The 21,432-nt window shown below is 60.5% G+C and carries 22 protein-coding genes; 15 read left to right on the forward strand and 7 right to left on the reverse strand.

What is annotated here, in order from left to right:
* The first annotated feature begins 2 nt into the window (after positions 1–2).
* Both ACJ8IP_RS01225 and ptsG read left to right on the forward strand, forming a co-directional pair.
* On the forward strand, positions 3–779 hold the full coding sequence (locus tag ACJ8IP_RS01225; protein WP_033642690.1) for a metal-dependent hydrolase: 777 nt from the start codon (positions 3–5) through the stop codon (positions 777–779).
* A 343-nt stretch (positions 780–1,122) separates the two neighbouring features.
* A complete protein-coding gene (gene ptsG / locus ACJ8IP_RS01230) occupies positions 1,123–2,556 on the forward strand; it encodes a PTS glucose transporter subunit IIBC (RefSeq protein ID WP_019455831.1) in 1,434 nt (477 codons plus the stop codon).
* A gap of 56 nt (positions 2,557–2,612) precedes the next feature.
* Here the strand turns inward: ptsG and ACJ8IP_RS01235 are convergent, their stop codons facing one another.
* Both ACJ8IP_RS01235 and mntR read right to left on the reverse strand, forming a co-directional pair.
* Positions 2,613–2,978 carry a DUF4180 domain-containing protein gene (locus tag ACJ8IP_RS01235; RefSeq protein ID WP_122004071.1) on the reverse strand — a complete coding sequence of 122 codons (366 nt, stop codon included), beginning with the start codon at positions 2,976–2,978 and terminating at the stop codon, positions 2,613–2,615.
* A 14-nt stretch (positions 2,979–2,992) separates the two neighbouring features.
* The gene (mntR, locus tag ACJ8IP_RS01240) at positions 2,993–3,463 is read right to left on the reverse strand and encodes a manganese-binding transcriptional regulator MntR (RefSeq protein WP_038875534.1); all 471 of its coding nucleotides are present in this window, start codon (positions 3,461–3,463) and stop codon (positions 2,993–2,995) included.
* A 230-nt stretch (positions 3,464–3,693) separates the two neighbouring features.
* On the opposite strand from mntR, the gene ACJ8IP_RS01245 reads away from it, so the two are divergent.
* Entirely contained in the window at positions 3,694–4,998 is a 1,305-nt protein-coding gene (locus ACJ8IP_RS01245; protein ID WP_019455828.1) for an Nramp family divalent metal transporter, read from the forward strand.
* 9 nt (positions 4,999–5,007) lie between these two features.
* On the opposite strand, the gene ACJ8IP_RS01250 is transcribed toward ACJ8IP_RS01245, so the two are convergent.
* Positions 5,008–5,913, reverse strand: coding sequence for a LysR family transcriptional regulator (locus tag ACJ8IP_RS01250; RefSeq protein WP_273974367.1), 906 nt, complete (start codon positions 5,911–5,913; stop codon positions 5,008–5,010).
* A gap of 158 nt (positions 5,914–6,071) precedes the next feature.
* Between ACJ8IP_RS01250 and ACJ8IP_RS01255 the strand changes: the two genes are divergently transcribed.
* A complete protein-coding gene (locus tag ACJ8IP_RS01255) occupies positions 6,072–6,590 on the forward strand; it encodes a YybH family protein (RefSeq protein WP_147837892.1) in 519 nt (172 codons plus the stop codon).
* 49 nt (positions 6,591–6,639) lie between these two features.
* On the opposite strand, the gene ACJ8IP_RS01260 is transcribed toward ACJ8IP_RS01255, so the two are convergent.
* Positions 6,640–7,389 (reverse strand): SDR family oxidoreductase, encoded by a 750-nt coding sequence (locus ACJ8IP_RS01260; protein ID WP_187048800.1) that lies wholly within the window; start codon positions 7,387–7,389, stop codon positions 6,640–6,642.
* 99 nt (positions 7,390–7,488) lie between these two features.
* On the opposite strand from ACJ8IP_RS01260, the gene ACJ8IP_RS01265 reads away from it, so the two are divergent.
* Positions 7,489–7,866 (forward strand): winged helix-turn-helix transcriptional regulator, encoded by a 378-nt coding sequence (locus ACJ8IP_RS01265; protein ID WP_080273385.1) that lies wholly within the window; start codon positions 7,489–7,491, stop codon positions 7,864–7,866.
* On the opposite strand, the gene ACJ8IP_RS01270 is transcribed toward ACJ8IP_RS01265, so the two are convergent.
* Entirely contained in the window at positions 7,863–8,768 is a 906-nt protein-coding gene (locus ACJ8IP_RS01270; RefSeq protein WP_042784214.1) for an ABC transporter substrate-binding protein, read from the reverse strand. The genes ACJ8IP_RS01265 and ACJ8IP_RS01270 overlap by 4 nt on opposite strands.
* A 221-nt stretch (positions 8,769–8,989) precedes the next feature.
* Between ACJ8IP_RS01270 and hinT the strand changes: the two genes are divergently transcribed.
* The 9 genes from hinT to ACJ8IP_RS01315 all read left to right on the forward strand — a co-directional run bounded on the left by hinT (position 8,990) and on the right by ACJ8IP_RS01315 (position 16,159).
* Positions 8,990–9,340: a purine nucleoside phosphoramidase gene (gene hinT / locus ACJ8IP_RS01275; RefSeq protein ID WP_004928776.1), complete on the forward strand. Its 351-nt coding sequence runs from the start codon at positions 8,990–8,992 to the stop codon at positions 9,338–9,340.
* A gap of 11 nt (positions 9,341–9,351) precedes the next feature.
* Positions 9,352–9,741: a YcfL family protein gene (locus tag ACJ8IP_RS01280; protein ID WP_025302428.1), complete on the forward strand. Its 390-nt coding sequence runs from the start codon at positions 9,352–9,354 to the stop codon at positions 9,739–9,741.
* Between the two features lie 26 nt (positions 9,742–9,767).
* A complete protein-coding gene (gene lpoB / locus ACJ8IP_RS01285) occupies positions 9,768–10,358 on the forward strand; it encodes a penicillin-binding protein activator LpoB (RefSeq protein WP_044031470.1) in 591 nt (196 codons plus the stop codon).
* The gene (thiK, locus tag ACJ8IP_RS01290) at positions 10,339–11,205 is read left to right on the forward strand and encodes a thiamine kinase (RefSeq protein ID WP_273974366.1); all 867 of its coding nucleotides are present in this window, start codon (positions 10,339–10,341) and stop codon (positions 11,203–11,205) included. The genes lpoB and thiK overlap by 20 nt, the downstream gene beginning before the upstream one ends.
* Positions 11,206–11,242: 37 nt before the next feature.
* Positions 11,243–12,262 (forward strand): beta-N-acetylhexosaminidase, encoded by a 1,020-nt coding sequence (nagZ, locus tag ACJ8IP_RS01295; protein WP_033642702.1) that lies wholly within the window; start codon positions 11,243–11,245, stop codon positions 12,260–12,262.
* 79 nt (positions 12,263–12,341) lie between these two features.
* Positions 12,342–12,884 carry an alpha/beta hydrolase YcfP gene (ycfP, locus tag ACJ8IP_RS01300; protein WP_015377468.1) on the forward strand — a complete coding sequence of 181 codons (543 nt, stop codon included), beginning with the start codon at positions 12,342–12,344 and terminating at the stop codon, positions 12,882–12,884.
* 332 nt (positions 12,885–13,216) lie between these two features.
* Positions 13,217–14,521 (forward strand): NAD(P)/FAD-dependent oxidoreductase, encoded by a 1,305-nt coding sequence (locus tag ACJ8IP_RS01305; protein WP_004928794.1) that lies wholly within the window; start codon positions 13,217–13,219, stop codon positions 14,519–14,521.
* Positions 14,522–14,877: 356 nt separating this feature from the next.
* Positions 14,878–15,414 carry a glycine zipper 2TM domain-containing protein gene (locus ACJ8IP_RS01310; RefSeq protein ID WP_004928798.1) on the forward strand — a complete coding sequence of 179 codons (537 nt, stop codon included), beginning with the start codon at positions 14,878–14,880 and terminating at the stop codon, positions 15,412–15,414.
* 265 nt (positions 15,415–15,679) lie between these two features.
* Complete coding sequence (locus ACJ8IP_RS01315; RefSeq protein ID WP_033642703.1) at positions 15,680–16,159, forward strand: RrF2 family transcriptional regulator; 480 nt, start codon at positions 15,680–15,682, stop codon at positions 16,157–16,159.
* 65 nt (positions 16,160–16,224) lie between these two features.
* Here ACJ8IP_RS01315 and sdeB read toward each other — a convergent pair whose 3' ends face one another.
* Entirely contained in the window at positions 16,225–19,368 is a 3,144-nt protein-coding gene (gene sdeB, locus ACJ8IP_RS01320) for a multidrug efflux RND transporter permease subunit SdeB (protein WP_042784219.1), read from the reverse strand.
* Between the two features lie 24 nt (positions 19,369–19,392).
* Positions 19,393–20,580 (reverse strand): multidrug efflux RND transporter periplasmic adaptor subunit SdeA, encoded by a 1,188-nt coding sequence (sdeA, locus tag ACJ8IP_RS01325; RefSeq protein WP_116286456.1) that lies wholly within the window; start codon positions 20,578–20,580, stop codon positions 19,393–19,395.
* A 297-nt stretch (positions 20,581–20,877) separates the two neighbouring features.
* On the opposite strand from sdeA, the gene ACJ8IP_RS01330 reads away from it, so the two are divergent.
* Positions 20,878–21,234, forward strand: coding sequence for a helix-turn-helix domain-containing protein (locus ACJ8IP_RS01330; protein ID WP_033642706.1), 357 nt, complete (start codon positions 20,878–20,880; stop codon positions 21,232–21,234).
* Positions 21,235–21,432: the final 198 nt, after the last annotated feature.

The following is a 21,432-nucleotide window of genomic DNA, read 5'->3' on the forward strand; positions in this document are numbered from 1 at the left end:
TTATGTTGTTAGTCGATTCTCATTGCCACCTTGACGGCCTGGATTACCAAACGCTGCACCAGAATGTGGACGACGCGCTGGCCAAGGCCAAGGCGCGCGACGTCGGCTATGTGCTGGCGGTCGCCACCACGTTGCCGGGTTACCGTTCCATGACCGAACTGATCGGCGAGCGCAACGATGTGGCTTTCTCCTGCGGGGTGCATCCGCTTAATCTGGAAGAGGGTTATGATTACGCCGAGCTGCGTCGCCTGGCGGCGGCGGAGCGGGTAGTGGCGCTGGGAGAGACCGGGCTCGATTACTTCTACCAGAAAGACAACCTTGAGCTGCAGCAGGACTCTTTCCGCGAACATATCCGCATTGGCCGTGATCTGAACAAGCCGGTGATCGTCCACACCCGCGAGGCGCGCGCGGACACGCTGGCGATCCTGCGTGAAGAGAACGCGCAAGACTGCGGCGGCGTGCTGCACTGCTTCACCGAAGATCTGGCCACGGCCGAAGCCTTGCTGGATCTGGGCTTCTACATATCCTTCTCCGGCATCGTCACCTTCCGCAATGCCGAACAGCTGCGCGAAGTGGCACGCTACGTGCCGCTGGATCGCATGCTGGTGGAAACCGACTCGCCTTATCTGGCGCCGGTGCCGCATCGCGGCAAAGAAAACCAACCCGCCTATGTGCGTGATGTGGCTGAATACATGGCGGTATTGAAGGGCGTCAGCCTGGAACAACTGGCCGAAGCGACCACCGCCAACTTTTCACGCTTATTTCACCTCGAACTGTGATCTTTGACCTAGGCTATAGCGGTAGGTCATTGTCTGCGTAATTTTTTTTAAGCTCGTAATTAATCACTGAAACGGGTAAGGTTCGCTCCCGTTTCAGGGTGATTGGTGCGCGTTTTTTGCTCTGTTTTGCCAAAAAAACGCCGGTTTATGCAAAGTTGCCGCGGCTCGATCATCGAAACGTGATTGTCATCAAACATTGCGCAGGCTATTTATTTTACTCTGCGTAATAAATTCAAGGGGTGCTCAGACACCCTGAATTGCAGGGGTTTTTCTCCCCCCCTTGCAGCGCGACCAATCGCGACAAGAAGTAGCAAAGCATTATTACTCAGGAGCACACTCAACTATGTTCAAGAACGCATTTGCAAACCTGCAAAAAGTAGGTAAATCGCTCATGCTGCCGGTGTCCGTGTTGCCTATCGCAGGTATCCTGCTGGGCGTCGGTTCCGCCAACTTTAGCTGGCTACCTGCGGTAGTCTCCCACGTGATGGCGGAAGCGGGCGGTTCGGTCTTCGCCAACATGCCGCTGATTTTCGCCATCGGCGTCGCCTTGGGCTTCACCAACAACGACGGCGTTTCCGCGCTGGCGGCGGTGGTGGCTTACGGCATCATGGTGAAAACCATGGCGGTGGTTGCGCCGCTGGTGCTGCACTTGCCGGCTGAAGAAATTGCGGCCAAACACCTGGCGGATACCGGTGTGCTCGGGGGGATTATCTCCGGCGCCATCGCGGCCTATATGTTTAACCGCTTCTTCCGCATTCAACTGCCGGAATACCTGGGCTTCTTTGCCGGTAAGCGTTTCGTGCCGATCATTTCCGGTCTGGCGGCGATCGTTCTGGGCGTAGTGCTGTCCTTCATCTGGCCGCCGATCGGTACGGCTATCCAGACCTTCTCGCAGTGGGCGGCTTATCAGAACCCGGTCGTGGCCTTCGGCATCTACGGCGTGGTTGAGCGTGCACTGGTGCCGTTCGGTCTGCACCACATCTGGAACGTCCCGTTCCAAATGCAAATTGGTGAGTTCACCAACGCGGCGGGCCAGGTATTCCACGGTGATATCCCTCGCTATATGGCGGGCGACCCGACCGCGGGCAAACTGTCCGGCGGCTTCCTGTTCAAAATGTACGGTCTGCCTGCTGCGGCCATCGCCATCTGGCACTCGGCCAAGCCGGAAAACCGCGCGAAAGTCGGCGGCATCATGATCTCCGCCGCGCTGACCTCGTTCCTGACCGGTATCACCGAGCCGATCGAGTTCTCCTTCATGTTCGTTGCGCCGATCCTGTACGTGATCCACGCTATCCTGGCCGGCCTGGCGTTCCCAATCTGCATCCTGTTGGGCATGCGTGACGGCACCAGCTTCTCGCACGGCCTGATCGACTTTATCGTACTGAGCGGCAACAGCAGCAAAATCTGGCTGTTCCCAATCGTCGGCATCATCTACGGTCTGGTGTACTACACCATCTTCCGCGTGCTGATCGCCAAGCTGGATCTGAAAACGCCGGGCCGTGAAGACACCGCTGCCGAGCAGACTGCGCAGGGCGGTTCCGAAATGTCCGCCGCGCTGGTTCAGGCCTTCGGCGGTAAAGAAAACATCACTAACCTGGATGCTTGCATCACCCGTCTGCGCGTCAGCGTGGCCGACGTGTCCAAAGTCGACCAGGCGGGCCTGAAGAAACTGGGCGCAGCCGGCGTAGTCGTCGCTGGCTCCGGCGTGCAGGCCATCTTCGGCACCAAGTCCGACAACCTGAAAACCGATATGGACGAATACATCCGTAATCATTGATTCAGGCAGGGGAGTTATCGAGGGAGGCGAAAGCCTCCCTTTTTTGTTGCCTGTCGTCAGGCGCCAAGGCGCTGTTCGAGTTCGGTGAGAGATGAGAGGAACCAGACCTGTTCGCCGCGATTGGCTTCGCGCACAAAATCTTGCAGCGCGTTGCTTTGCGTCAGCCAGGGGGTGATATCGCCCAGCAGCGTCACGCGCAGGCGGTAGTTGATGAATTTCTGCAATACGGCGCCGGCAATGCCGCTTCTTAGCTGGAAGAAGGCGGCGTCGAGGCGGTTGATGGGAAGGGCAATCATCCCGGCATCGTGTTTAAAGGCGGGCGCGATAAACAGGCTGACGTCGTTCTCGTCTTTCAACATTGGCCCGGCTTCGGCGAAAACCACCAGGCGCAGATCATGGATTTGCCGCACGGCGTAGCTCATCGGCGCTCCGGGAGTCAGGGTTTGGCGTGCTTTTGCAGGTAATGTTCGAACACCGCCAGCGTTTCGTCCGAGATATGGTGTTCAATCCCTTCGCTGTCCAGCTCGGCGGTTTCGCTCGGCACCCCGACGCACATCAGCAGATCGACCACGATGCGGTGACGGCGGCGCACCTTCTGCGCCAGCTGCTCGCCTTCCTCGGTTAGAAATACCCCGCGATAAGGGCGCGATTCCACCAGCCCGGCGCTTTTCAGCCGCGCGATATTTTTGATCGCCGTCGGATGAGACACGCCGAAGCGGCGCGCGATATCGGTGGTTCTGGCTTCGCGGGTGCTTTGCAGCAAATCGGCGATCAGCTCAACGTAATCTTCGATCAGCGCATTGGACTGCGCTTCGCGGGCGCGGCTAAAACGCAGGGCGTGCTCGGCCTCGTCCGGCATGTCGGTCTGGGCGTGGCGGTCGGCGTTATCTGGCGCGCGGGTAACCATAGCGTGGGGCGTCCTGTAAGCATAAAAATGGCGTCTCCCGGCAATGCGGGGAGGGTTGCCCTAAGTTAGTCCAAATAGCACACATTATCAATTCGATGCCACGCATTGTGGTAGTTAGAAACATCTTTACACACGGCCAATGAATTTCGCCTGTTGCATAAAGTGTAGCCGATGCTACATTGTCAGCATGATAGGTGGAAAAATAACCAGCAAAAGATTGAGGGTACTTCATGCGTGACGCGGCAACCACCCCATCGTTAACCGAACGGACCAACATCGCGATTGGCGCCGCCCTTGCCGGACGCAAGCGCGGCGCCTTTACGCCGCTGCTGTTCGCCGGCCCAGCGGTGATTGCCTCTATTGCCTATATGGATCCCGGCAACTTCGCCACCAACATCCAGGCCGGGGCGAAATACGGTTACAGCCTGCTGTGGGTGGTGGTGATGGCCAACCTGATCGCCATGCTGTTCCAGGCGCTGTCGGCCAAGCTGGGTATCGTCACCAACCGCAATCTGGCGGAGATGTGCCGCGATCAGTTTTCACGGCCGGTAGTGATCGGCATGTGGCTGCTTAGCGAAGTGGCGGCGATGGCCACCGATCTGGCGGAGTTTCTCGGCGGCGCGATCGCGCTGGCGCTGCTGTTCCATATGCCGCTGCTGGCGGGGATGGGCGTGACGGCGGTGATCACCTATGCGCTGTTGATGGTGGAAAAGAAAGGTTTTCGCCCGGTTGAGCTGATGATCGGCGGCCTGGTGGGCATCATTGCGCTGTGTTACCTGGTGGAGATGTTCATCGTACCGGTGGATTGGCAGGCGGCTGGGATCGGCATGGTGACGCCGCAGCTGCCGGACGCGCAGGCGCTGACCATCGCCGTCGGCATTATCGGCGCCACCGTGATGCCGCACGCCATTTTCCTGCATTCGGGGCTGACCCAGCACCGCAGCCCGGCCAGCGACAACGGCGAGCGGCGCAAGCTGCTGCGTTTCTCCAATATTGAGGTGGTGATCGCGTTGGCGCTCGCCGGGCTGGTGAATATCGCGATGGTCATCATGGCCTCGAGCGCCTTCCACGCCGGTAACAGCGACGTGGCCGAAATTGGCACTGCCTACCATACGCTGACGCCGCTGTTCGGTGCGGCGGCCGCCGGTATCTTCCTCGCTTCGCTGATCGCCTCCGGCATTTCCAGCTCGGTGGTGGGCACCATGGCCGGGCAAATGATCATGCAGGGCTTCGTTGGCTTCCGCATTCCGGTGTGGGTGCGCCGCCTGGTCACCATGGTGCCGGCGTTTATCGTGGTGGCGATGGGCGTCAACGCCACCGACGCGCTGGTCTACAGCCAGGTGGTGCTGAGCCTGGCGCTGCCGGCGCCGATGATTGCGCTGGTAATGTTCACCCGTCGCCGCGACATCATGGGCGAGTTCGCCAACGGTCGCTGGACCAGCCTGGCTGCGGTGGTCGGCACGGTGGTGATCGTGCTGCTCAACGTGGTGTTGCTGCTGCAGACTTTCGGTGTCGATATCCCCGGGTTGGGATGAGCTGCGCGATCAGTGCCCGGCGGATTTACCGGCGAACAGTTCGCTGATGAAGTCGACGAAAACCCGAATTTTATGGCTGCGATCCCGCAGGCGCGGATAGAGAATATTGATCGGCGCCCCAGGGGGCGCCCACTCCAGCAGTATCGGTTCCAGTTCGCCCGCCTTCAGATAGTTTTCCAGCGTGCAGTCCAGCAAGTAAACCAGGCCAAGATGGTTCCTGGCCACCTCACACAGCGATTGTGAATGGTTGAAGCTCAACAGCGGGCTGGGCGCCAGACGGTAGCGCTCGTCACCACGAATGAACTGCCAGTCGTCCGCCGCCGCCGCGCCTGAACGGATAAATCCCAGCCGCTGATGGCGTTGCAACTGCTCCGGGTGTTCCGGCCGGCCGTGGCGCGCAAAATAATCGGGAGACGCACAGCACAGATAACGGGGTTGCAGCAATGGGCGGCTGACCATCTCGGGGATATTGCCGGCGCCGATGCGAATAAACACGTCGGCGCGATCTTCCGCCGGATTGACCAAGCGATCGCTGACCGACACGCTGAGCTGCAACTCTGGGTATTGCGCCAAAAAAGCCGGGAGCACCGGGGCGATATGCATGCTGCTGAGCATCGAGGCTATCTCGACCCGCAGCGGTCCTCGTGGTTGTTCAAAATCGCACGACATGTCGTTTTTCAGCCGGTCAAACTGCTGCAGAATTTCTTGCGCGGTGTGATAGCAACGCTCCCCGGCGCTGGTCAGCGAGAAGCGCCGGGTTGAACGCTTGAACAGGCGTTGCCCGAACTGTTTTTCAAGCTGATTGATGCTGTATGTGACGCTGGCCGGAGAGAGCCCCATTTTGGTTGCCGCCTGGCTGAACCCCTCCATTTCCACCACCTGGCAGAATACGCGCAGCGCGTGCAGTTCATTCATGTTAACGGCTTCCATTATTTAAATTATTAAAAGAGTATTTTTAAATATGCCGGCTGTCAATTTAACGCGGCATTGGATAATTTATTTCCAGCGTTTTTATTTATCTGAAATCGCATCCTGTATTGCCATTATGAAATAACGCCTGAGAGGATATTTATATGAAAAAATTAACTGCCGTATTGTTATTGGCGGGCGTGGGCTTGTGCGGCCAAAGTTATGCCGCAAGCAGCGAGGCCGCATCGCAAAGTTACAGGGTTTCCGCTGAGGCGAGCGTCGCGGCCGAGCAGAAGGCGGTGTATAACCTGATAAGCCGCTACCAGGCAGCGCTTAACGCCGGCGATACGCAAACAATTTTGTCACTTTTTGCCCCGGAAAGTTACTCGCAATGGAACGAAAAACCGACGGCGGACAGCAATGAAAAACGCCGACAACAATATGACAATTTATTTAAAAACGAGAAATTTGAAACCGAGTTTGCTTATGACAGCATCAGTGTGAACGGGAATATGGCCTATGTGCGCACGCACCATCATCGCGGCGCGACGGTAACCCGAATAAGCGACGGAGCCACCTTGATCGATTTAAACCGTGAAGTATTTGTATTGGAGAAACAGCAGGGCCAGTGGAAGATCGTGGTCTACACCTTTAATACCAACCCGATTCAAGGGGTGAGTTGAGTGACACTGACAAAGGCCGCGTAAGCGGCCTTATTGTGTCGCGCGACGGCTAAAGATTCCCCACGCCGCCGTCCATCTGCAGCTCCGCGCCGACCATAAAGGCCGACTCATCCGCCGCCAGAAACACCGCCGCTTTGGCCAGCTCCAATGCGCTGCCCATGCGGCCGATCGGCACCAGCGCGCGGATATCGTCGCGCAAGGCCCGCTCATCCGCTTCCGCCAGCCCCAGTTTTCCCAGCGCCGGGGTTTCGGTCGGGCCGGGGCTGAGGCCGTTGACGCGAATGCCGCGCGGGTGCAGCTCGCCGGAGAGCGTTCTGGCCAAAGACAACAAACCGGCTTTGCTGGCGGCGTAGGCGCTGCTCTGCGGCAGGCCGATATGGGCGCTGACCGAACCGCACAGGATCACCGAAGAAGGGTTGGCCAGCAGCGGCAGCAGCGCCTGGATCAGAAAGAACGGCCCTTTCAGGTTGATGTCCATCAGCCGCTGGTAGCTCTGCTCATCCCACTCCTGCAGCGGGCGGTGCGTGACGTCGCCGGCGTTTACGTACAGCACGTCCAGCCGCGGCCACCGTTGCTCCAACTGCTGCGCCAGCGCGCGCTGCTGTGGGATGTTGCCGGCATCGCTCAGCAGCAGCAGCGCGTTGCCCGCCAATGCCTGGCCCGCCGCGTCCAGGGCGCGTTGGCTGCGGCCGGTGATCGCCACCGTTGCGCCCTCGGCGATGAACTGGCGGGCGGTTTCCAGCCCGATGCCGCTGGTGCCGCCGGTAATCAATGCGTATTTGCCTTGCAGTCGTGACATAACCGATTCCTCTTTAGCGTCTGTTGCGGCATTATTTGCGCTATAGTTCCTTTTGCATAGTAGGCACCTTTTGGATACTAAAGGACGAGGTGGGATGAAATGACGACGCAAGCGCCCTTAACGGCGGAAAATAATTTGTCGGCGCTGCCGACGGCGGGCGAACCCTGCCCGATGGTGGACTTCGTCAATCTGGTGTCGGGCAAATGGGCGATACCCATCCTGTATCGGCTGATCATAATCGATGGCCCGGTGCGATTCAGCGAGCTGCAGCGAGCGGTGGCGCCCATCGCGCAAAAAGAGCTGACGCGCCAGCTGCGGCTGTTCGAACAACGCGGTCTGGTGACGCGGCAGGTGTATCCCGAAGTGCCGCCGCGGGTGGAGTATCAGGTCACCGCGCTGGGCAAATCGCTGCGGCCGACGCTGGACTCGCTGGCCGAGTGGATGCGTCGGCATGCGCCGCAGCTGATCGGCGGCTAGTCGCCGATGCCCGGCGGGTTGATGGTTGAACGCTCGACCTTTTCGTCGCCTTCGCCCCAGCGTTCCAGCACCTGCGCGTATTCGCCGCTGACGATCGCGCCATTGATCGCGGCGTTGACGGCGTTCACCAATCCGTTGCCTTTTTTGGTGGTGACCGCGACGTAGGCCACGCTGGGGCCGATGCCGACCATTTTGGTTTTGCCGGTCAGCGCCGCCTTGTAGGCGCCAGTGGAGTGGGGGCCGAAGAACGCATCGGCGCGCCCGGACTGAATGCTGAGGTTGGTGGCGGCGTCGTCGGTCACGTAGATCGGCTGTACCGGCGGCAGCCCGGCGGCGCGATTCTGCTTATCCCATCCCAGCAGAATGTTTTCCTGATTGGTGCCGGATCCGACGATGATCCGCAGCCCGGCCACGTCCTGCGGGCGGTTGATCGCGGTGATGTGGCTGGTGGATTTGACGTAAAAGCCCAGCGTGTCCACCCGGTAGGTGGCGAAATCGAATTTGGTTTTACGCTGTTTGGTGACGGCGATGTTGAAGATCGCCGCATCGTATTTGCCCGCGCTGATGCCCAGCGGCCAATCTTCCCAAGAGGTGGGCACCAGATTCAGCTCCAGCCCGAGGCTGTCGGCCACCAGGCGGGCGATGTCCGGATCGCTGCCGATCAGCGTTTTATTGTCTTCGGCGAACAGCGCCAGCGGCGGGGAGTTCTCGAATGCTACCGCCACCGTCAGCTTGCCGGGCACCGCGAAGTGAAAGTTCGCCGGGATCAGCGCGATAGCGGCGGGATTTTTCTCTGTGTGTATCGGCTCTCGGTTAGCCTGCAGGTCGATACCGCCCGTCGTGGCCGCCTGCACGGCGGTGCTCAGCAACAGCGCGCACAGCGCCGAAATTCTCGGTAACATAACGCCCTCTATCCTTTGTTAATCATGGGGTTACTATTGGCGGCGGCGTGGGGCAAGTAAAGCAACAATAGTGAATAACCAAAGTGAAAAGATGCACAAGCGGGGCGACGGCCTGCGCGAATCTGCAGCACTCGACGTGGAAAGTGCGCAATCAGGTTGAAAGCAGTAGAATTTGTCACTCATACTGCGTACAGCTAATTGTGTAAAACAAGGAACGCCAGATGGCCGAAGAAACGATTTTCAGTAAAATTATCCGCCGCGAAATCCCTGCTGATGTGGTTTACCAGGATGAACTGGTCACCGCTTTCCGTGACATCTCCCCCCAGGCGCCCACCCATGTGCTGATCGTTCCCAACGTGCTGATCCCAACCGTCAACGACGTGACCGTTGAGCATGAGGCCGCGTTGGGCCGCATGATCACCGCCGCGGCAAAAATCGCCGAACAGGAAGGCATCGCCGAGGACGGCTACCGCCTGATCGTCAACTGCAACCGCCACGCCGGTCAGGAGGTCTATCATATTCATATGCACCTGGTCGGTGGCCGCTCGCTGGGGCCGCTGCTGTCACGTTAAGCGAGGAAATCATGCGCGGTAAAAAAACTCTGCGTTGTCTGATGGCGTTGGCGCTGCCCGCCGCGTTGCTGATGGGGTGCAGTTCGCCATCCGGCATTGCGGTTAACCGGGGGCAAACGGTGGTGATGGATCCTTCGGTGCTGACCGCCGGCATTTTTGCCGATACGCCCTCTGTCTCGAACGCTTCCGGGCGGGTGATGGCGACTTCGGTGCTCAATAACAGCCAACCGACGCCGGTCACCGTGCATTATCGTTTCTATTGGTACGACGCGCAGGGGCTGGATATTCGCCCCTTCGAGAAACCGCGTGAGATCGTCGTGGCGCCTAACTCGGACGCCAAAATCTACTCGATTAACGGTAATCTGGAAGCTAAAAGCGCGCGTCTGTATCTGTACCTGTAAGCGCTTGCCAGGTTTGGAGAAAAAGCATGAAAAAGTACGTCTTAGTGGCGCTGGCCGCATTCACCCTGAGCGGCTGTCTGTCGCGCCCGCCTGAGCCGGATCAGCCGTTGCCGCCGGTCACCGCCGAACCGGAACAGCCAACGCCGCCGGTCGAGCAGCCGCAGCCGCCAACCACCGAGCCGGTGCCGCAGCCGCCGAAAATCCAGCAGCTTGACTGGCTGGGCAGCGTTCAACCGCTGGTGAATCAGATGCTGAAGGCCGATGGCGTCACGGCCGGCAGCGTGCTGCTGCTGGACAGCGTCAAGAATAACACCAACGGCTCGCTGCAGATGGGCAAAGCCACCGCGGCGCTGTATAAGGCGCTGGCGTCGAACTCCACCTTCAGCGTGGTGCCGGAAGCGAAGCTGACGAGCGCCAGACAAACGCTGGGCCTGTCGGCGGATGACAGCTTCGGCTCGCGCAGCAAGGCGATTGGCCTGGCGCGCATTGTCGGCGCGCAGTACGTGTTGTACAGCGACGTCAGCGGCGACGTGAAGTCACCGGCGTTGGATATGCAGCTGATGCTGGTGCAAACCGGCGAGATCGTCTGGTCGGGCAATGGCGCCGTTAAACGCTGAGGCCGCGCTGCGACAATTGATGGAAACCAGACTGCCGGCGGTGAATACCGCCGGTTGTCATTTCAGCCCGGTGCAGGGGCTGACCGGCGAGAGCTGGCGCATCGACGGATCGGGCATTACGCTGCTGGCGCGGCAAAACAGCGTGGAGAAACGCGCGCTGGGCGTGAGCAGACGGCGGGAAGCGCAGGTCTTGCGTCGCTGCGCGTCGGGGCTCGGGCCACGGGTTTTCGCGCAGAATAATCAGTGGCTTGTCCTCGAATGGCTCGACGGTGACATCGTCACAGAAGCTGAGTTTGACATGCTGAATCAACGCGGCGAGCTGGCGGCGATGGCGACGACGCTGCATCGGCGGCCGCTCAGCGGTTACCGGCTGGATCTGCGGCGGCAGTTCCTCCGCTACTGGCAGCAGCTGGATACGCGGCGTTTAACCCCCGCCTGGCTGCGTTGGCAGCGTCATTTCTTACGCTGCGCGCCGCCGCGGCCATTACGCCTGGCGCCGCTGCACATGGACATCCACCCGGGCAATTTGCTCGCGACCGGCGAGGGGCTGCGGCTTATCGACTGGGAGTATGCCGCCGACGGCGATGTGGCGTTGGATATCGCCGCGCTGTTTCGCGGCAACGGCTGGACGGCTGAGCCGCAGCAGCGCTTTTTGCAGCACTATGCGCGTCAGGGCTATCACGATGTCGCCCGGCTGCAGGCGCAGGTGCAGCGCTGGCTGCCGTGGGTGGATTATCTGATGCTGCTGTGGTTTGAAGTGCGCTGGCAGCAGAGCGGCGACGTTGAATTTTTGCGCTGGGGCGCGGCGCTGCGCCGGCAATTCTGTTTATCATCATCCGAATTCTGAACGAACAATATGAAGTGAGGTGCCCGTGGGCCCAGTAATGCTAGATGTCGCCGGCTACGAGCTGGATGCAGAAGAACGCGAGATTCTGAAACACCCGCTGGTTGGCGGATTGATCCTGTTTACCCGCAATTTCCACGATGCGGAGCAGCTGCGTGAGCTGGTGCGCCAGATCCGCGCCGCTTCGCACGATCGGCTGGTGGTGGCCGTGGATCAGGAGGGCGGGCGCGTGCAGCGCTTCCGCGAAGGCTTCACCCGCTTGCCGGCGGCGCAATCGTTCGCCGCCTTGAACGATGCGCAAGAAGGTGGCCGCCTGGCGCAGGAGGCCGGCTGGCTGATGGCGGCGGAGATGATCGCGCAGGATATCGACATCAGCTTTGCGCCGGTGCTGGACATCGGCCATGCCAGCGCAGCGATCGGCGAGCGTTCGTTCCACAGCGATCCGCAGCAGGCGTTGGCGATGGCGGAGCGCTTTATCCTCGGCATGCACAGCGCCGGCATGAAAACCACCGGTAAGCACTTCCCGGGGCACGGCGCCGTCAGCGCCGATTCGCACAAGGAAACCCCGCGCGATCCGCGGCCGCTGGCGCAGATCCGCGAGCATGACATGGCGATCTTCCGCGAGCTGATCAATCGTCAGCTGCTGGACGCCGTCATGCCGGCTCACGTCATCTATACTGAAGCGGACCCGCGTCCGGCCAGCGGCTCGCCGTACTGGCTGCAGCAGATCCTGCGTCAGGAGCTGGGTTTCGACGGCGTGATTTTCTCCGACGATCTGTCGATGGAAGGCGCCGCCATCATGGGCAGCTATGCCGAACGCGGCCAGGCGGCGCTGGATGCCGGTTGCGACATGATCCTGGTGTGCAACCACCGCGAAGGCGCGATCAGCGTGTTGGATAACCTGTCCCCGGTCAAAGCAGAGAAGGTGAAGCGGTTATATCATCGCGGTCAGTTCACCCGTCAGGAACTGCGCGACTCCGAGCGCTGGCAGCAGGCGCACAAGGCGCTCAGCGCGCTGAGCGAACGCTGGGAGGAGCACAAGCAGCGTTCGCAAGGGTGAATCCAGGCGCCGCATCGCGGCGCAGAGCGGAAATGATGAGGGCCGCGCCCGCGGCCCTTGGCTTGTTGCGAGGATCCACATGATTATCTATTTGCACGGCTTCGATTCCACCAGCCCCGGCAATCATGAAAAGGTGTTACAGCTGCAGTTTATCGATCCGGATGTGCGCTTTATCAGCTACAGCACGCTGCACCCGCGTCACGACATGCAGCATCTGTTGAAAGAGGTGGACAAGGCGGTGCAGCAGGGCGGCGATGCGCACCCGTTGATCTGTGGGGTCGGCCTCGGCGGCTTCTGGGCGGAGCGCATCGGCTTCCTGTGCGGCATTCGCCAGGCGATGTTCAATCCCAACCTGTACCCGGAAGAGCACATGCACGGCAAGATAGACCGGCCGGAAGAGTATCGCGATATCGCCACCAAGTGCGTGGAGGATTTCCGCGAGAAAAACCGCGATCGCTGTCTGGTGGTGCTGTCGCGCCACGACGAGGTGCTGGATAACCGGCGCAGCGCCGAATTGCTGCATCACTACTACGAGATCGTGTGGGATGAACAGCAGACGCACAAGTTCAAAAACATCTCGCCGCATCTGCAGCGGCTCAAGGCGTTCAAGGCGCTGGGTTAACAGTTTCATAACGCTGCCGCGAGCCGCGCTCCCCGTTTTTCACCGACGGAAAGTGCGGCTTTTTTGTGCGCCAAAGCCAGATTTTGCGTGGCAATCGGCAAAATTTAAAACTGTGACTTAGCGCTAACTATTTGAATCGCAATCCCCAAAAAATGCCCTCGTCCAGCCTTTAACCAAAAAAAATTGATGTACGTCAATTTTGGTATGACCAAATAACCTCACATGCTATTCTGGCTGCAGAGAGCCGATTTATTTTACGCGAACCCTATGTATTCTAAGGATATTATTTATTTACCCTGGGATAACAAATGGTTCACATTTAGGGGGTTATTTTGACAACGCCAAAGAAGAAAATCGTTATTGTCGGCGGCGGCGCCGGTGGTCTGGAGCTGGCGACCAGCCTGGGCCATAAACTTGGCCGTAAGAACAAAGCCGAGATCACGCTGGTGGATCGCAACCACAGCCATTTGTGGAAACCGCTGTTGCACGAAGTGGCGACCGGCTCCCTCGATGACGGCGTGGATGCGCTCAGCTACCTGGCGCACGCGCGCAATCACCATTTCAGTTTCCAGCTGGGGTCGTTGACCAACATCAACCGCGAGACGCAAACGCTGCAGCTGGCGCAGATCTGCGACGAGCAGGGCGGCGAGCTGGTGCCGGCGCGTGAACTGCCGTACGACATCCTGGTGATGGCGCTGGGCAGCACCTCAAACGATTTCGGTACGCCGGGCGTGAAAGAGCACTGCATCTTCCTGGATAACCCGCATCAGGCACGTCGTTTCCACAACGAAATGCTTAACCTGTTCCTGAAGTTCTCGGCGCAGCCGGGGCAAAAAGAGCGGGTCAACATCGCCATCGTCGGCGGCGGCGCCACCGGCGTTGAACTGTCCGCCGAACTGCACAACGCGGTGAAACAGCTGCACAGCTACGGTTTTGAAGGCCTGGACAACAGCGCGCTCAACGTGACGCTGGTCGAAGCCGGCGAGCGCATTCTGCCGGCGCTGCCGCCGCGCATTTCCGCTGCGGCGCACCAGGAGCTGATCAAGTTGGGCGTGCGCGTGCTGACCAACACCATGGTGACCAGCGCGGACGCCAAAGGCCTGAATACCAAGGGCGGCGAGTTCATCGACGCCGATCTGATGGTGTGGGCGGCGGGCATCAAGGCGCCGGACTTTATGAAGGACATCGGCGGCCTGGAAACCAACCGCATCAACCAGTTGGTGGTGGAGCCGACGCTGCAGACCACGCGCGATCCGAACATCTTCGCCATCGGCGACTGCGCCTCTTGCCCGAAAGAGGGCGGCGGTTTCGTGCCGCCGCGCGCCCAGTCGGCGCACCAGATGGCCTCACGCTGCGCCACCAATATCCTGGCGCTGATGAACGGCCAGACGCTGAAGCCTTACGTGTACAAAGACCACGGTTCGCTGGTGTCGCTGTCGCGCTTTAGCACCGTTGGCAGCCTGATGGGCAACCTGATGCGCGGCTCGATGATGGTGGAAGGTCGCATTGCGCGTTTCGTCTATATCTCGCTGTACCGCATGCACCAGGTGGCGCTGCACGGCTACATCAAAACCGGCCTGATGATGCTGGTGGGCGGCATTAACCGGGTGATCCGCCCGCGTCTGAAGATGCACTGATCCCGCCGTTGTCGATCAACCCGCGCCGGTTCGCCCGCGCGGGTTTTTTTATGGCGGGGCGAGGCTAACGGCGGCGGTTGCTTGATTCTTCAGCATAAGCTGTCGCCGGCATGGGTAAAATTCTTAAGATTCCTCCTAAACAACGGCAAAACGGCCGTTTTCCCGCATTTTTGGTCCCCTTGTCTTATTGCGAGCCCTCAAATCATTGTGCAGACTTTACCTCGTTTACAGACGGCGCGTCGCGCACGCCGTAAACCGGGATACCGCAAGCCGCCCATGCGCAAAATAATAAGCGCGGTGCCATGCCGGTAACAGACCCGGAAAAAATGCGTGGTAACACTTTCAGGAGGTTTCCTGTGAACAAGTCAATGTTAGCCGGTGTTGGGATTGGCATCGCTGCCGCTCTGGGGATTGCCGCGGTAGCCAGCCTGGACGTCTTTTCTGCCGGTCCGCAATATGCGCAGGTGCTCGCCGCAACGCCGATTAAAGAAACCATCAAAACGCCGCGTCAGGAATGCCGCAACGTCACCGTCACGCACCGTGCACCGGTGCAGGATGAAAACCGCATCGCCGGTTCTGTGCTGGGCGCAGTGGCGGGCGGCGTGATCGGCCACCAGTTCGGCGGCGGTCGCGGACGCGACGTGGCGACCGTGGTGGGCGCTCTGGGCGGCGGCTACGCCGGTAACCAGGTGCAAGGGGCGATGCAGAATAACGACGTCACCACCAGCGTTCAGCAGCGTTGCAAAACGGTCTACGACAAGTCTCAGAAAATGCTGGGCTATGACGTGACCTACAAGATCGGCAATCAGCAGGGCAAGATCCGCATGGATCACGATCCGGGCACCCAAATCCCGTTGGACAAAAACGGCCAGCTGGTGCTGAACAGAGCCTGATCAACGCATTCGAATTAAACCCGCGGGCAGTGTTAGTTCTGATCGTTTAACTCGGTTAAGCGAGCGGCGTTAACATTGACGCGGGTTTCTGCTTTTTGTCTGCCCGCGAATTCGACGATCGTTCTAATGTCTGCGTGCGATATCACTGGGCAAAACTTCAAAAAAGCCCCCGCGTTTGTTATATTATTGTGCGATTAAGCGGTGTGTTCGGCGCTAATCGCCGCACCGGCCAAACCCGAGTATTTCGTCTCGCAGAGATAACGACATGTTAGATTTTCGCTTTCCGACAGCGTTGCAAATGGTCCTTAGCGTCGCCGTAGCTGAGAAGCAGGGCATGCGTTCGACGAGCGCCACGCTCGCCGCCACTCTGGAAGCTAACCCGAGCTTTATCCGCAAACTGATGGTGCCGCTGACCAAAGACGGCATCATCGTTTCCACCCTGGGCCGAAACGGCTCTATCCACCTCGGCCGCCCGGCGGAAGAGATTACCCTGCGGGATATCTACCTGGCGGTGATCGACGACAAGCGCATCTGGGCCTCACGCCCTGAAGTGCCGGCCCGTTGCCTGGTGAGCGCCAACGCCTGTTGGTATTTTAAATCGGTGGTGAACGAGGCCGAGCAGGCTTCGCTCGCGGTGCTGGCGCGCCACACCGTGGCTGACTCGCTGGCCGAACTGGAGCGGGGCGACAAGCGCGCCTGTGCGGAATACGCCGCCGCGCAAGAGGCCGAAACCGCCGATAAATAATCGCGGTTCTGATGCATAAAGAAAGGTCGGGCAATGCCCGACCTTTTTGCATGTTAAGACGAGGATTACGCCGTCTGCGTCTGCGTTTTGCGTGCCACCAGGCGACGCAGGGTGACGTAGAACACCGGCGTCAGGAACAGCCCGAACAGGGTGACCCCCAGCATGCCGGAGAACACCGTGATGCCGGTGACGCCGCGCACTTCGGCGCCGGCGCCGTGGCCGAGGATCAGCGGGATGGTGCCGGCGATGAAGGCGATGGAGGTCATCACAATCGGTCGCAACCGCAGGCGACAGGCTTCCAGCGCCGCCTCGACGATGCCTTTGCCCTGCATTTCCAGCTCGCGGGCGAACTCGACGATCAGAATAGCGTTCTTGCAGGCCAGCCCCATCAGAACGACCAATCCGACCTGCACGAACACGTTGTTGTCGCCGCCGGTCAGCCACACGCCGAACAGCGCCGACAGCATGGTCATCGGCACGATCAGGATCACCGCCAGCGGCAGCGTCCAGCTTTCATACAGCGCCGCCAGCGCGAGGAACGCCAGCAGCACCGCGACCGGGAACACCACCAGCGCGGCGTTGCCCTGGGTCGATTGCTGGTAGCTCAGATCGGTCCACTGGATGTTCATGCCGTTCGGCAACAGCTTGCCGGCCATTTGCGTCAGCGCGCTCATCGCCTGGGTAGAGGAGAGGACGCGCGGATCGGCGTCGCCGATCAGGTCCGCCGCCGGGAAACCGTTGTAGCGGATCACCGGATCCGGGCCGTAGGTCGTGCCGATGCTGACCATACTGCCGATCGGCACCATTTCGCCTTTGTCGTTGCGGGTACGCAGGTTGGCGATGTCTTCCACGCTGTCGCGGAACTGGCCGTCGGCCTGCGCCATCACCTTCCAGGTGCGGCCGTAACGGTTAAAGTCGTTGATGTAAGACGAACCGAGGTAGGTCTGCAGCGTGCTGAACAGCGCATTGAGCGGCACCCCCTGGGCCTTGGCCTTGTCGCGATCGATTTTGGCGTCCAGCTGCGGCACGTTGGCCTGATAAGAGGAGATCGGGAAGCCCATGCCCGGCGTTTGCATAATGGCGCCGGACATCGTGTTGATCGCGGTCTGCAGTGCGCCGTAACCCAGCCCGCCGCGATCCTGCACGTACAGCGAATAGCCGGAACCCTGGCCGATGCCGAGGATCGGCGGCGGCATGATCGAGAAGGCGAAACCTTCCTGGATCTGCGAAATGCGCGCGTTGATCTCGGCGTTGATCTGCGCTGCGGTGCGGGTACGGGTGCTCAATGACTCCAGTGCGAAGAACACCGTGCCGGTATTGGGCGTATTGGTGAACTGCAGCGCGTTCAGGCCGGGGAAGGCCACCGCATCGGTGACGCCGTCCACGCTCAGGCCGATGGCGCTCATCTTGCGGATCACCGCATCGGTGCGCTCCAGCGAGGCGCCTTCCGGCATCTTCACGCCGCCAATCAGATACAGCTTGTCCTGCGTCGGGATAAAGCCGCCGGGCACGGTCTTGAACATCACCCCGGCGGCGACCAGCAGCAGCAGGTAGACGACGAACACTGCGCCGCGTCGGCCCAGCACGCGGGAGACCCCGTGCTGATAACGCTGCGAGCCGCTGGCGAAGAAGCGGTTGAACGGCCGGAACAGCCAGCCGAACAGCCGGTCGATCAGGCGCGACGGCAGATCTTTCGGCGCGCCGTGCGGCTTCAGCAAGCGCGCCGCTAACGCCGGCGATAGGGTCAGCGAGTTGATGGCGGAGATCACCGTCGAGATGGCGATGGTGACGGCGAACTGTTTGTAGAACTGGCCGGTAACGCCGGAGAGGAACGCCATCGGCACAAACACCGCGCACAGCACCACGGCGATGGCGATGATCGGGCCGGAGACCTCGCGCATCGCCTGGTGGGCCGCCGCCAGCGGCGACAGCCCCTCTTCGATGTTGCGCTCGACGTTCTCCACCACCACGATAGCGTCATCCACCACGATGCCGATCGCCAGCACCAGCCCGAACAGGCTGAGGGTGTTGAGCGAGAAGCCGAGCAGATACAGCGCGGCGAAGGTGCCGACCACGGAGATCGGTACCGCCAACAGCGGAATGATCGAGGCGCGCCAGGTCTGCAGGAACAGAATGACCACCAGCACCACCAGGATCACCGCTTCCAGCAGGGTATCCACCACCGCGCGGATCGAATCGCGCACGAACACCGTCGGATCGTACGGCGATTTCCAGCTCATGCCGTCCGGGAAGCGGGTCGCCAGCTCGGCCATCTTGCCGCGCACCGCGTCCGACAGCTCGATGGCGTTGGCGCCCGGCGACTGGAAGATGCCGATGCCGACCGCATCCTTGTTATTGAGCTGGGCGCGCAGCGCGTAGCTGCCGGAACCCATTTCGATGCGCGCCACGTCGCGCAGCCGCACGATCTCGCCGTTATCGCCGCTCTTGAGAATGATGTTGCCGAACTCTTCTTCGGTTTGCAGGCGGCCCTGAGCGTTGATCGACAGCAGATAGTCGCTGCGCGTAGGCATCGGCTCCGCGCCGAGCTGGCCGGCGGAGACCTGCACGTTCTGCTCCTGCATGGCGCTCACCACGTCGGAGGCGGTCAGCCCGCGCGCGGCGACCTTGTTCGGATCGAGCCAGATGCGCATTGCGTATTCGCCGGCGCCGAAGATCTGCACCTGGCCGACGCCCGGCAGGCGAGCCAGTTCATCCTTGACCTTCAGGGTGGCGTAGTTGCGCAGGTACAGCGAGTCGTACTTGCCGGAAGGCGATACCAGATGCACCACCAGCGTCAGCGCCGGAGACTGTTTCTGGGTAGTGATGCCCTGGCGGCGCACATCCTCCGGCAGGCGCGCTTCGGCCTGCGCCACGCGGTTTTGCACCTGTACCTGCGCCTGATCGGGATCGGTGCCCGGGCGGAAGGTGACGGTGGTCACCAGCACGCCGTCGGAGCCGGCGACCGATTTCATGTACATCATGTTTTCGACACCGTTGATCGCTTCTTCCAGCGGCGTCGCCACCGTTTCAGCGATCTCTTTCGGGTTGGCGCCCGGGTATTCGGCGCGCACCTGCACGCTGGGTGGCACCACGTCCGGGTACTCGCTGATCGGCAGCAGCGGAATGGCGATCACCCCGGCGACAAAAATCAGTATCGACAGCACCGCGGCGAAGATCGGCCGGTCGATGAAAAAACGGGAAAAGTCCATGGGTCAGAATTCTCTGCTGGGAGCTTAGTTAAGGGCGGAGGCGGTGGTGGTCATGGCGACGTTTTTCGCGTCGACCGGCATGCCCGGCATAAACACTTTCTGCATGCCGTCGACGATCACCCGATCGCCGTTCACCAGGCCTTTTTGCACAATGCGCAATCCTTCGGCCATCCGGCCCACGTCGATGTCGCGGCGCTGCGCCTTGCCGTCTTTATCGACGATGTAAACGAACTTGCGGTTCTGATCGGTCATCACCGCTTTGTCGTCGATCAGCATGGCGTTGAACTCGGCGCTGCCGGGCATCTGCACGCGGGCGAACAGCCCCGGCGTGAAGCGGCGATCGCGGTTGTCGAGCAGGGCGCGCATGCGGATGGTGCCGGTACCGGCGTTCAACTGGTTGTCGGTGAAGTCCACCAGCCCCTGATGCGGAGTGCCGTCCTCGCCCACCAGGCCCACCTTCACCGGCAGGCGCGCGTCGTGTCGGCCCTGCTGCTGATAGCGCAGGAAGGTCGCCTCATCCACGTCGAAATAGACGTAAACCTTATCGAGCGATACCAGCGTCGTCAGCACGCTGGCGCTGTCGCCGGCGGTGACCAGGTTGCCGGCGGTGATCATCGCGCGGCTGGCGCGCCCGTCGATCGGGGCGGTGACGCGGGTAAAGTCGAGATTAAGCTGCGCCATATCGAGCTGGGCCTGCGCCGCCAGCACGTTGCTTTGCGCCTGCGCGGCGGACGAACGGCGCTGTTCCCACACCTCTTGCGAGATGGCCTGAGTGCCGATCAGTTTCTCGGTTCGCGAAGATTCGCTGCGCGCGAGGGCTGCCTGATTGCGCGCCCGCACCAGCTCCGCCTGCGCCTGTTCGCGCGCGGCGCGGTAGGTGCGATCGTCAATGGTGAACAGCACCTGACCTTTCTTCACCTCGTCGCCTTCGGTGTAGTTGACCCGCTCGATGTAGCCGGAAACTCGCGGGCGGAGCTGTACGCTTTGCACTGCTTCGACCCGGCCATTGAACGCATCCCACTGGCTGATCGGTTTGACCACCACGCTGGCGGCGCTGACCACCGGCGGCGGTGGCGGGGCGTTGTGCGCGACGCTGTTGTCACACCCGGCGAGCAGGGCGGCCAGCAGCGCCACCCCGGAGAGCCGCTGGCCCAGAGCGAAGGCGCGCGTGCGGCCGCCGGCGTTGAACGATGAGTTTGGTTGATTTGGCATTATTTTTATTCCGATAAGTAAGCGCTGTCTGGCCCCATACCCAGCCCTGTTTTCCGGGCTTTTCCCTTCATGCCGGCGTTCGGCGGAAGGGGCGCCGCGCCTTGTCATGGCGCAACGTTAGGTTTTGAAACATATTGGTGTCACATTAATGTATCAATATCGGTTACATTAATTGGGTGGAGTATAGAGGCGGCTTTCTGGTAAATGCAATAATAAAAATTGCATTTAAAGCGAAACTGTTGCAACGTATGCGCACTGGGCAGAGGGGGACCCTGCCGACATGATGGGAGCATCAGCATGAACACGACGGGTTTCATTACCGATTTGAAGACGTGGATCGACAACAATCTGGAAGAAAAACTGGATATCAACACCGTAGCGGACCGCGCGGGCTACTCCAAATGGCATCTGCAGCGCATGTTCAAGCGTCAGACCGGCTATGCGTTGGGGGAGTATATCCGCATGCAAAAACTGAAGGTGTCGGCGGAGCGCCTGGCCAACAGCGGCGAACCGATCGTCAGCGTGGCGATCTCGCTCGGCTTCGACTCACAGCAGTCGTTCAACCGCAGCTTCAAACGCCAGTTCGGCCAAACGCCGGGGGACTGGCGCCGCGCACTGGCGCAGCCGACGGCGGTGAGATGCACGCACCACTGAGCGGTTTGGCAGTGGGAATAAAAAAGCCTGAATTTGCGTTCGGGCTTTTTTTATGGCGGTGAGGGAGGGATAGATTCGCTGCGCTCACCCTGCGGCCCACGTTGGCGGTCCAAAACGCGGGCGTTTTGTCGAACCCTGTCGAGGTTTCTCACCCTCCCGGTCGGTGCGCGATGCATACAAAAAAGCCTGAACTTTCGC

It is taken from the genome of Serratia sp. CY52157 (assembly GCF_052168495.1).
Lineage (GTDB): Bacteria > Pseudomonadota > Gammaproteobacteria > Enterobacterales > Enterobacteriaceae > Serratia > Serratia ureilytica.

Excerpts from the sequence above, each read along its gene's own strand:
- ACJ8IP_RS01225 (WP_033642690.1), top strand. The coding sequence starts at position 3 with ATGTTGTTAGTCGATTCTCATTGCCACCTTGACGGCCTGGATTACCAA.
- ACJ8IP_RS01260 (WP_187048800.1), bottom strand. The coding sequence starts at position 7,389 with ATGTCACGACTGCAAGGCAAATACGCATTGATTACCGGCGGCACCAGC.
- ptsG (WP_019455831.1), top strand. The coding sequence starts at position 1,123 with ATGTTCAAGAACGCATTTGCAAACCTGCAAAAAGTAGGTAAATCGCTC.
- mntR (WP_038875534.1), bottom strand. The coding sequence starts at position 3,463 with ATGGTTACCCGCGCGCCAGATAACGCCGACCGCCACGCCCAGACCGAC.
- ACJ8IP_RS01255 (WP_147837892.1), top strand. The coding sequence starts at position 6,072 with ATGAAAAAATTAACTGCCGTATTGTTATTGGCGGGCGTGGGCTTGTGC.
- sdeB (WP_042784219.1), bottom strand. The coding sequence starts at position 19,368 with ATGGACTTTTCCCGTTTTTTCATCGACCGGCCGATCTTCGCCGCGGTG.
- ycfP (WP_015377468.1), top strand. The coding sequence starts at position 12,342 with ATGATTATCTATTTGCACGGCTTCGATTCCACCAGCCCCGGCAATCAT.
- ACJ8IP_RS01250 (WP_273974367.1), bottom strand. The coding sequence starts at position 5,913 with ATGAATGAACTGCACGCGCTGCGCGTATTCTGCCAGGTGGTGGAAATG.
- ACJ8IP_RS01280 (WP_025302428.1), top strand. The coding sequence starts at position 9,352 with ATGCGCGGTAAAAAAACTCTGCGTTGTCTGATGGCGTTGGCGCTGCCC.
- ACJ8IP_RS01265 (WP_080273385.1), top strand. The coding sequence starts at position 7,489 with ATGACGACGCAAGCGCCCTTAACGGCGGAAAATAATTTGTCGGCGCTG.
- thiK (WP_273974366.1), top strand. The coding sequence starts at position 10,339 with ATGGCGCCGTTAAACGCTGAGGCCGCGCTGCGACAATTGATGGAAACC.
- ACJ8IP_RS01315 (WP_033642703.1), top strand. The coding sequence starts at position 15,680 with ATGTTAGATTTTCGCTTTCCGACAGCGTTGCAAATGGTCCTTAGCGTC.
- hinT (WP_004928776.1), top strand. The coding sequence starts at position 8,990 with ATGGCCGAAGAAACGATTTTCAGTAAAATTATCCGCCGCGAAATCCCT.
- ACJ8IP_RS01330 (WP_033642706.1), top strand. The coding sequence starts at position 20,878 with ATGAACACGACGGGTTTCATTACCGATTTGAAGACGTGGATCGACAAC.
- lpoB (WP_044031470.1), top strand. The coding sequence starts at position 9,768 with ATGAAAAAGTACGTCTTAGTGGCGCTGGCCGCATTCACCCTGAGCGGC.
- sdeA (WP_116286456.1), bottom strand. The coding sequence starts at position 20,580 with ATGCCAAATCAACCAAACTCATCGTTCAACGCCGGCGGCCGCACGCGC.
- ACJ8IP_RS01235 (WP_122004071.1), bottom strand. The coding sequence starts at position 2,978 with ATGAGCTACGCCGTGCGGCAAATCCATGATCTGCGCCTGGTGGTTTTC.
- ACJ8IP_RS01270 (WP_042784214.1), bottom strand. The coding sequence starts at position 8,768 with ATGTTACCGAGAATTTCGGCGCTGTGCGCGCTGTTGCTGAGCACCGCC.
- nagZ (WP_033642702.1), top strand. The coding sequence starts at position 11,243 with ATGCTAGATGTCGCCGGCTACGAGCTGGATGCAGAAGAACGCGAGATT.
- ACJ8IP_RS01245 (WP_019455828.1), top strand. The coding sequence starts at position 3,694 with ATGCGTGACGCGGCAACCACCCCATCGTTAACCGAACGGACCAACATC.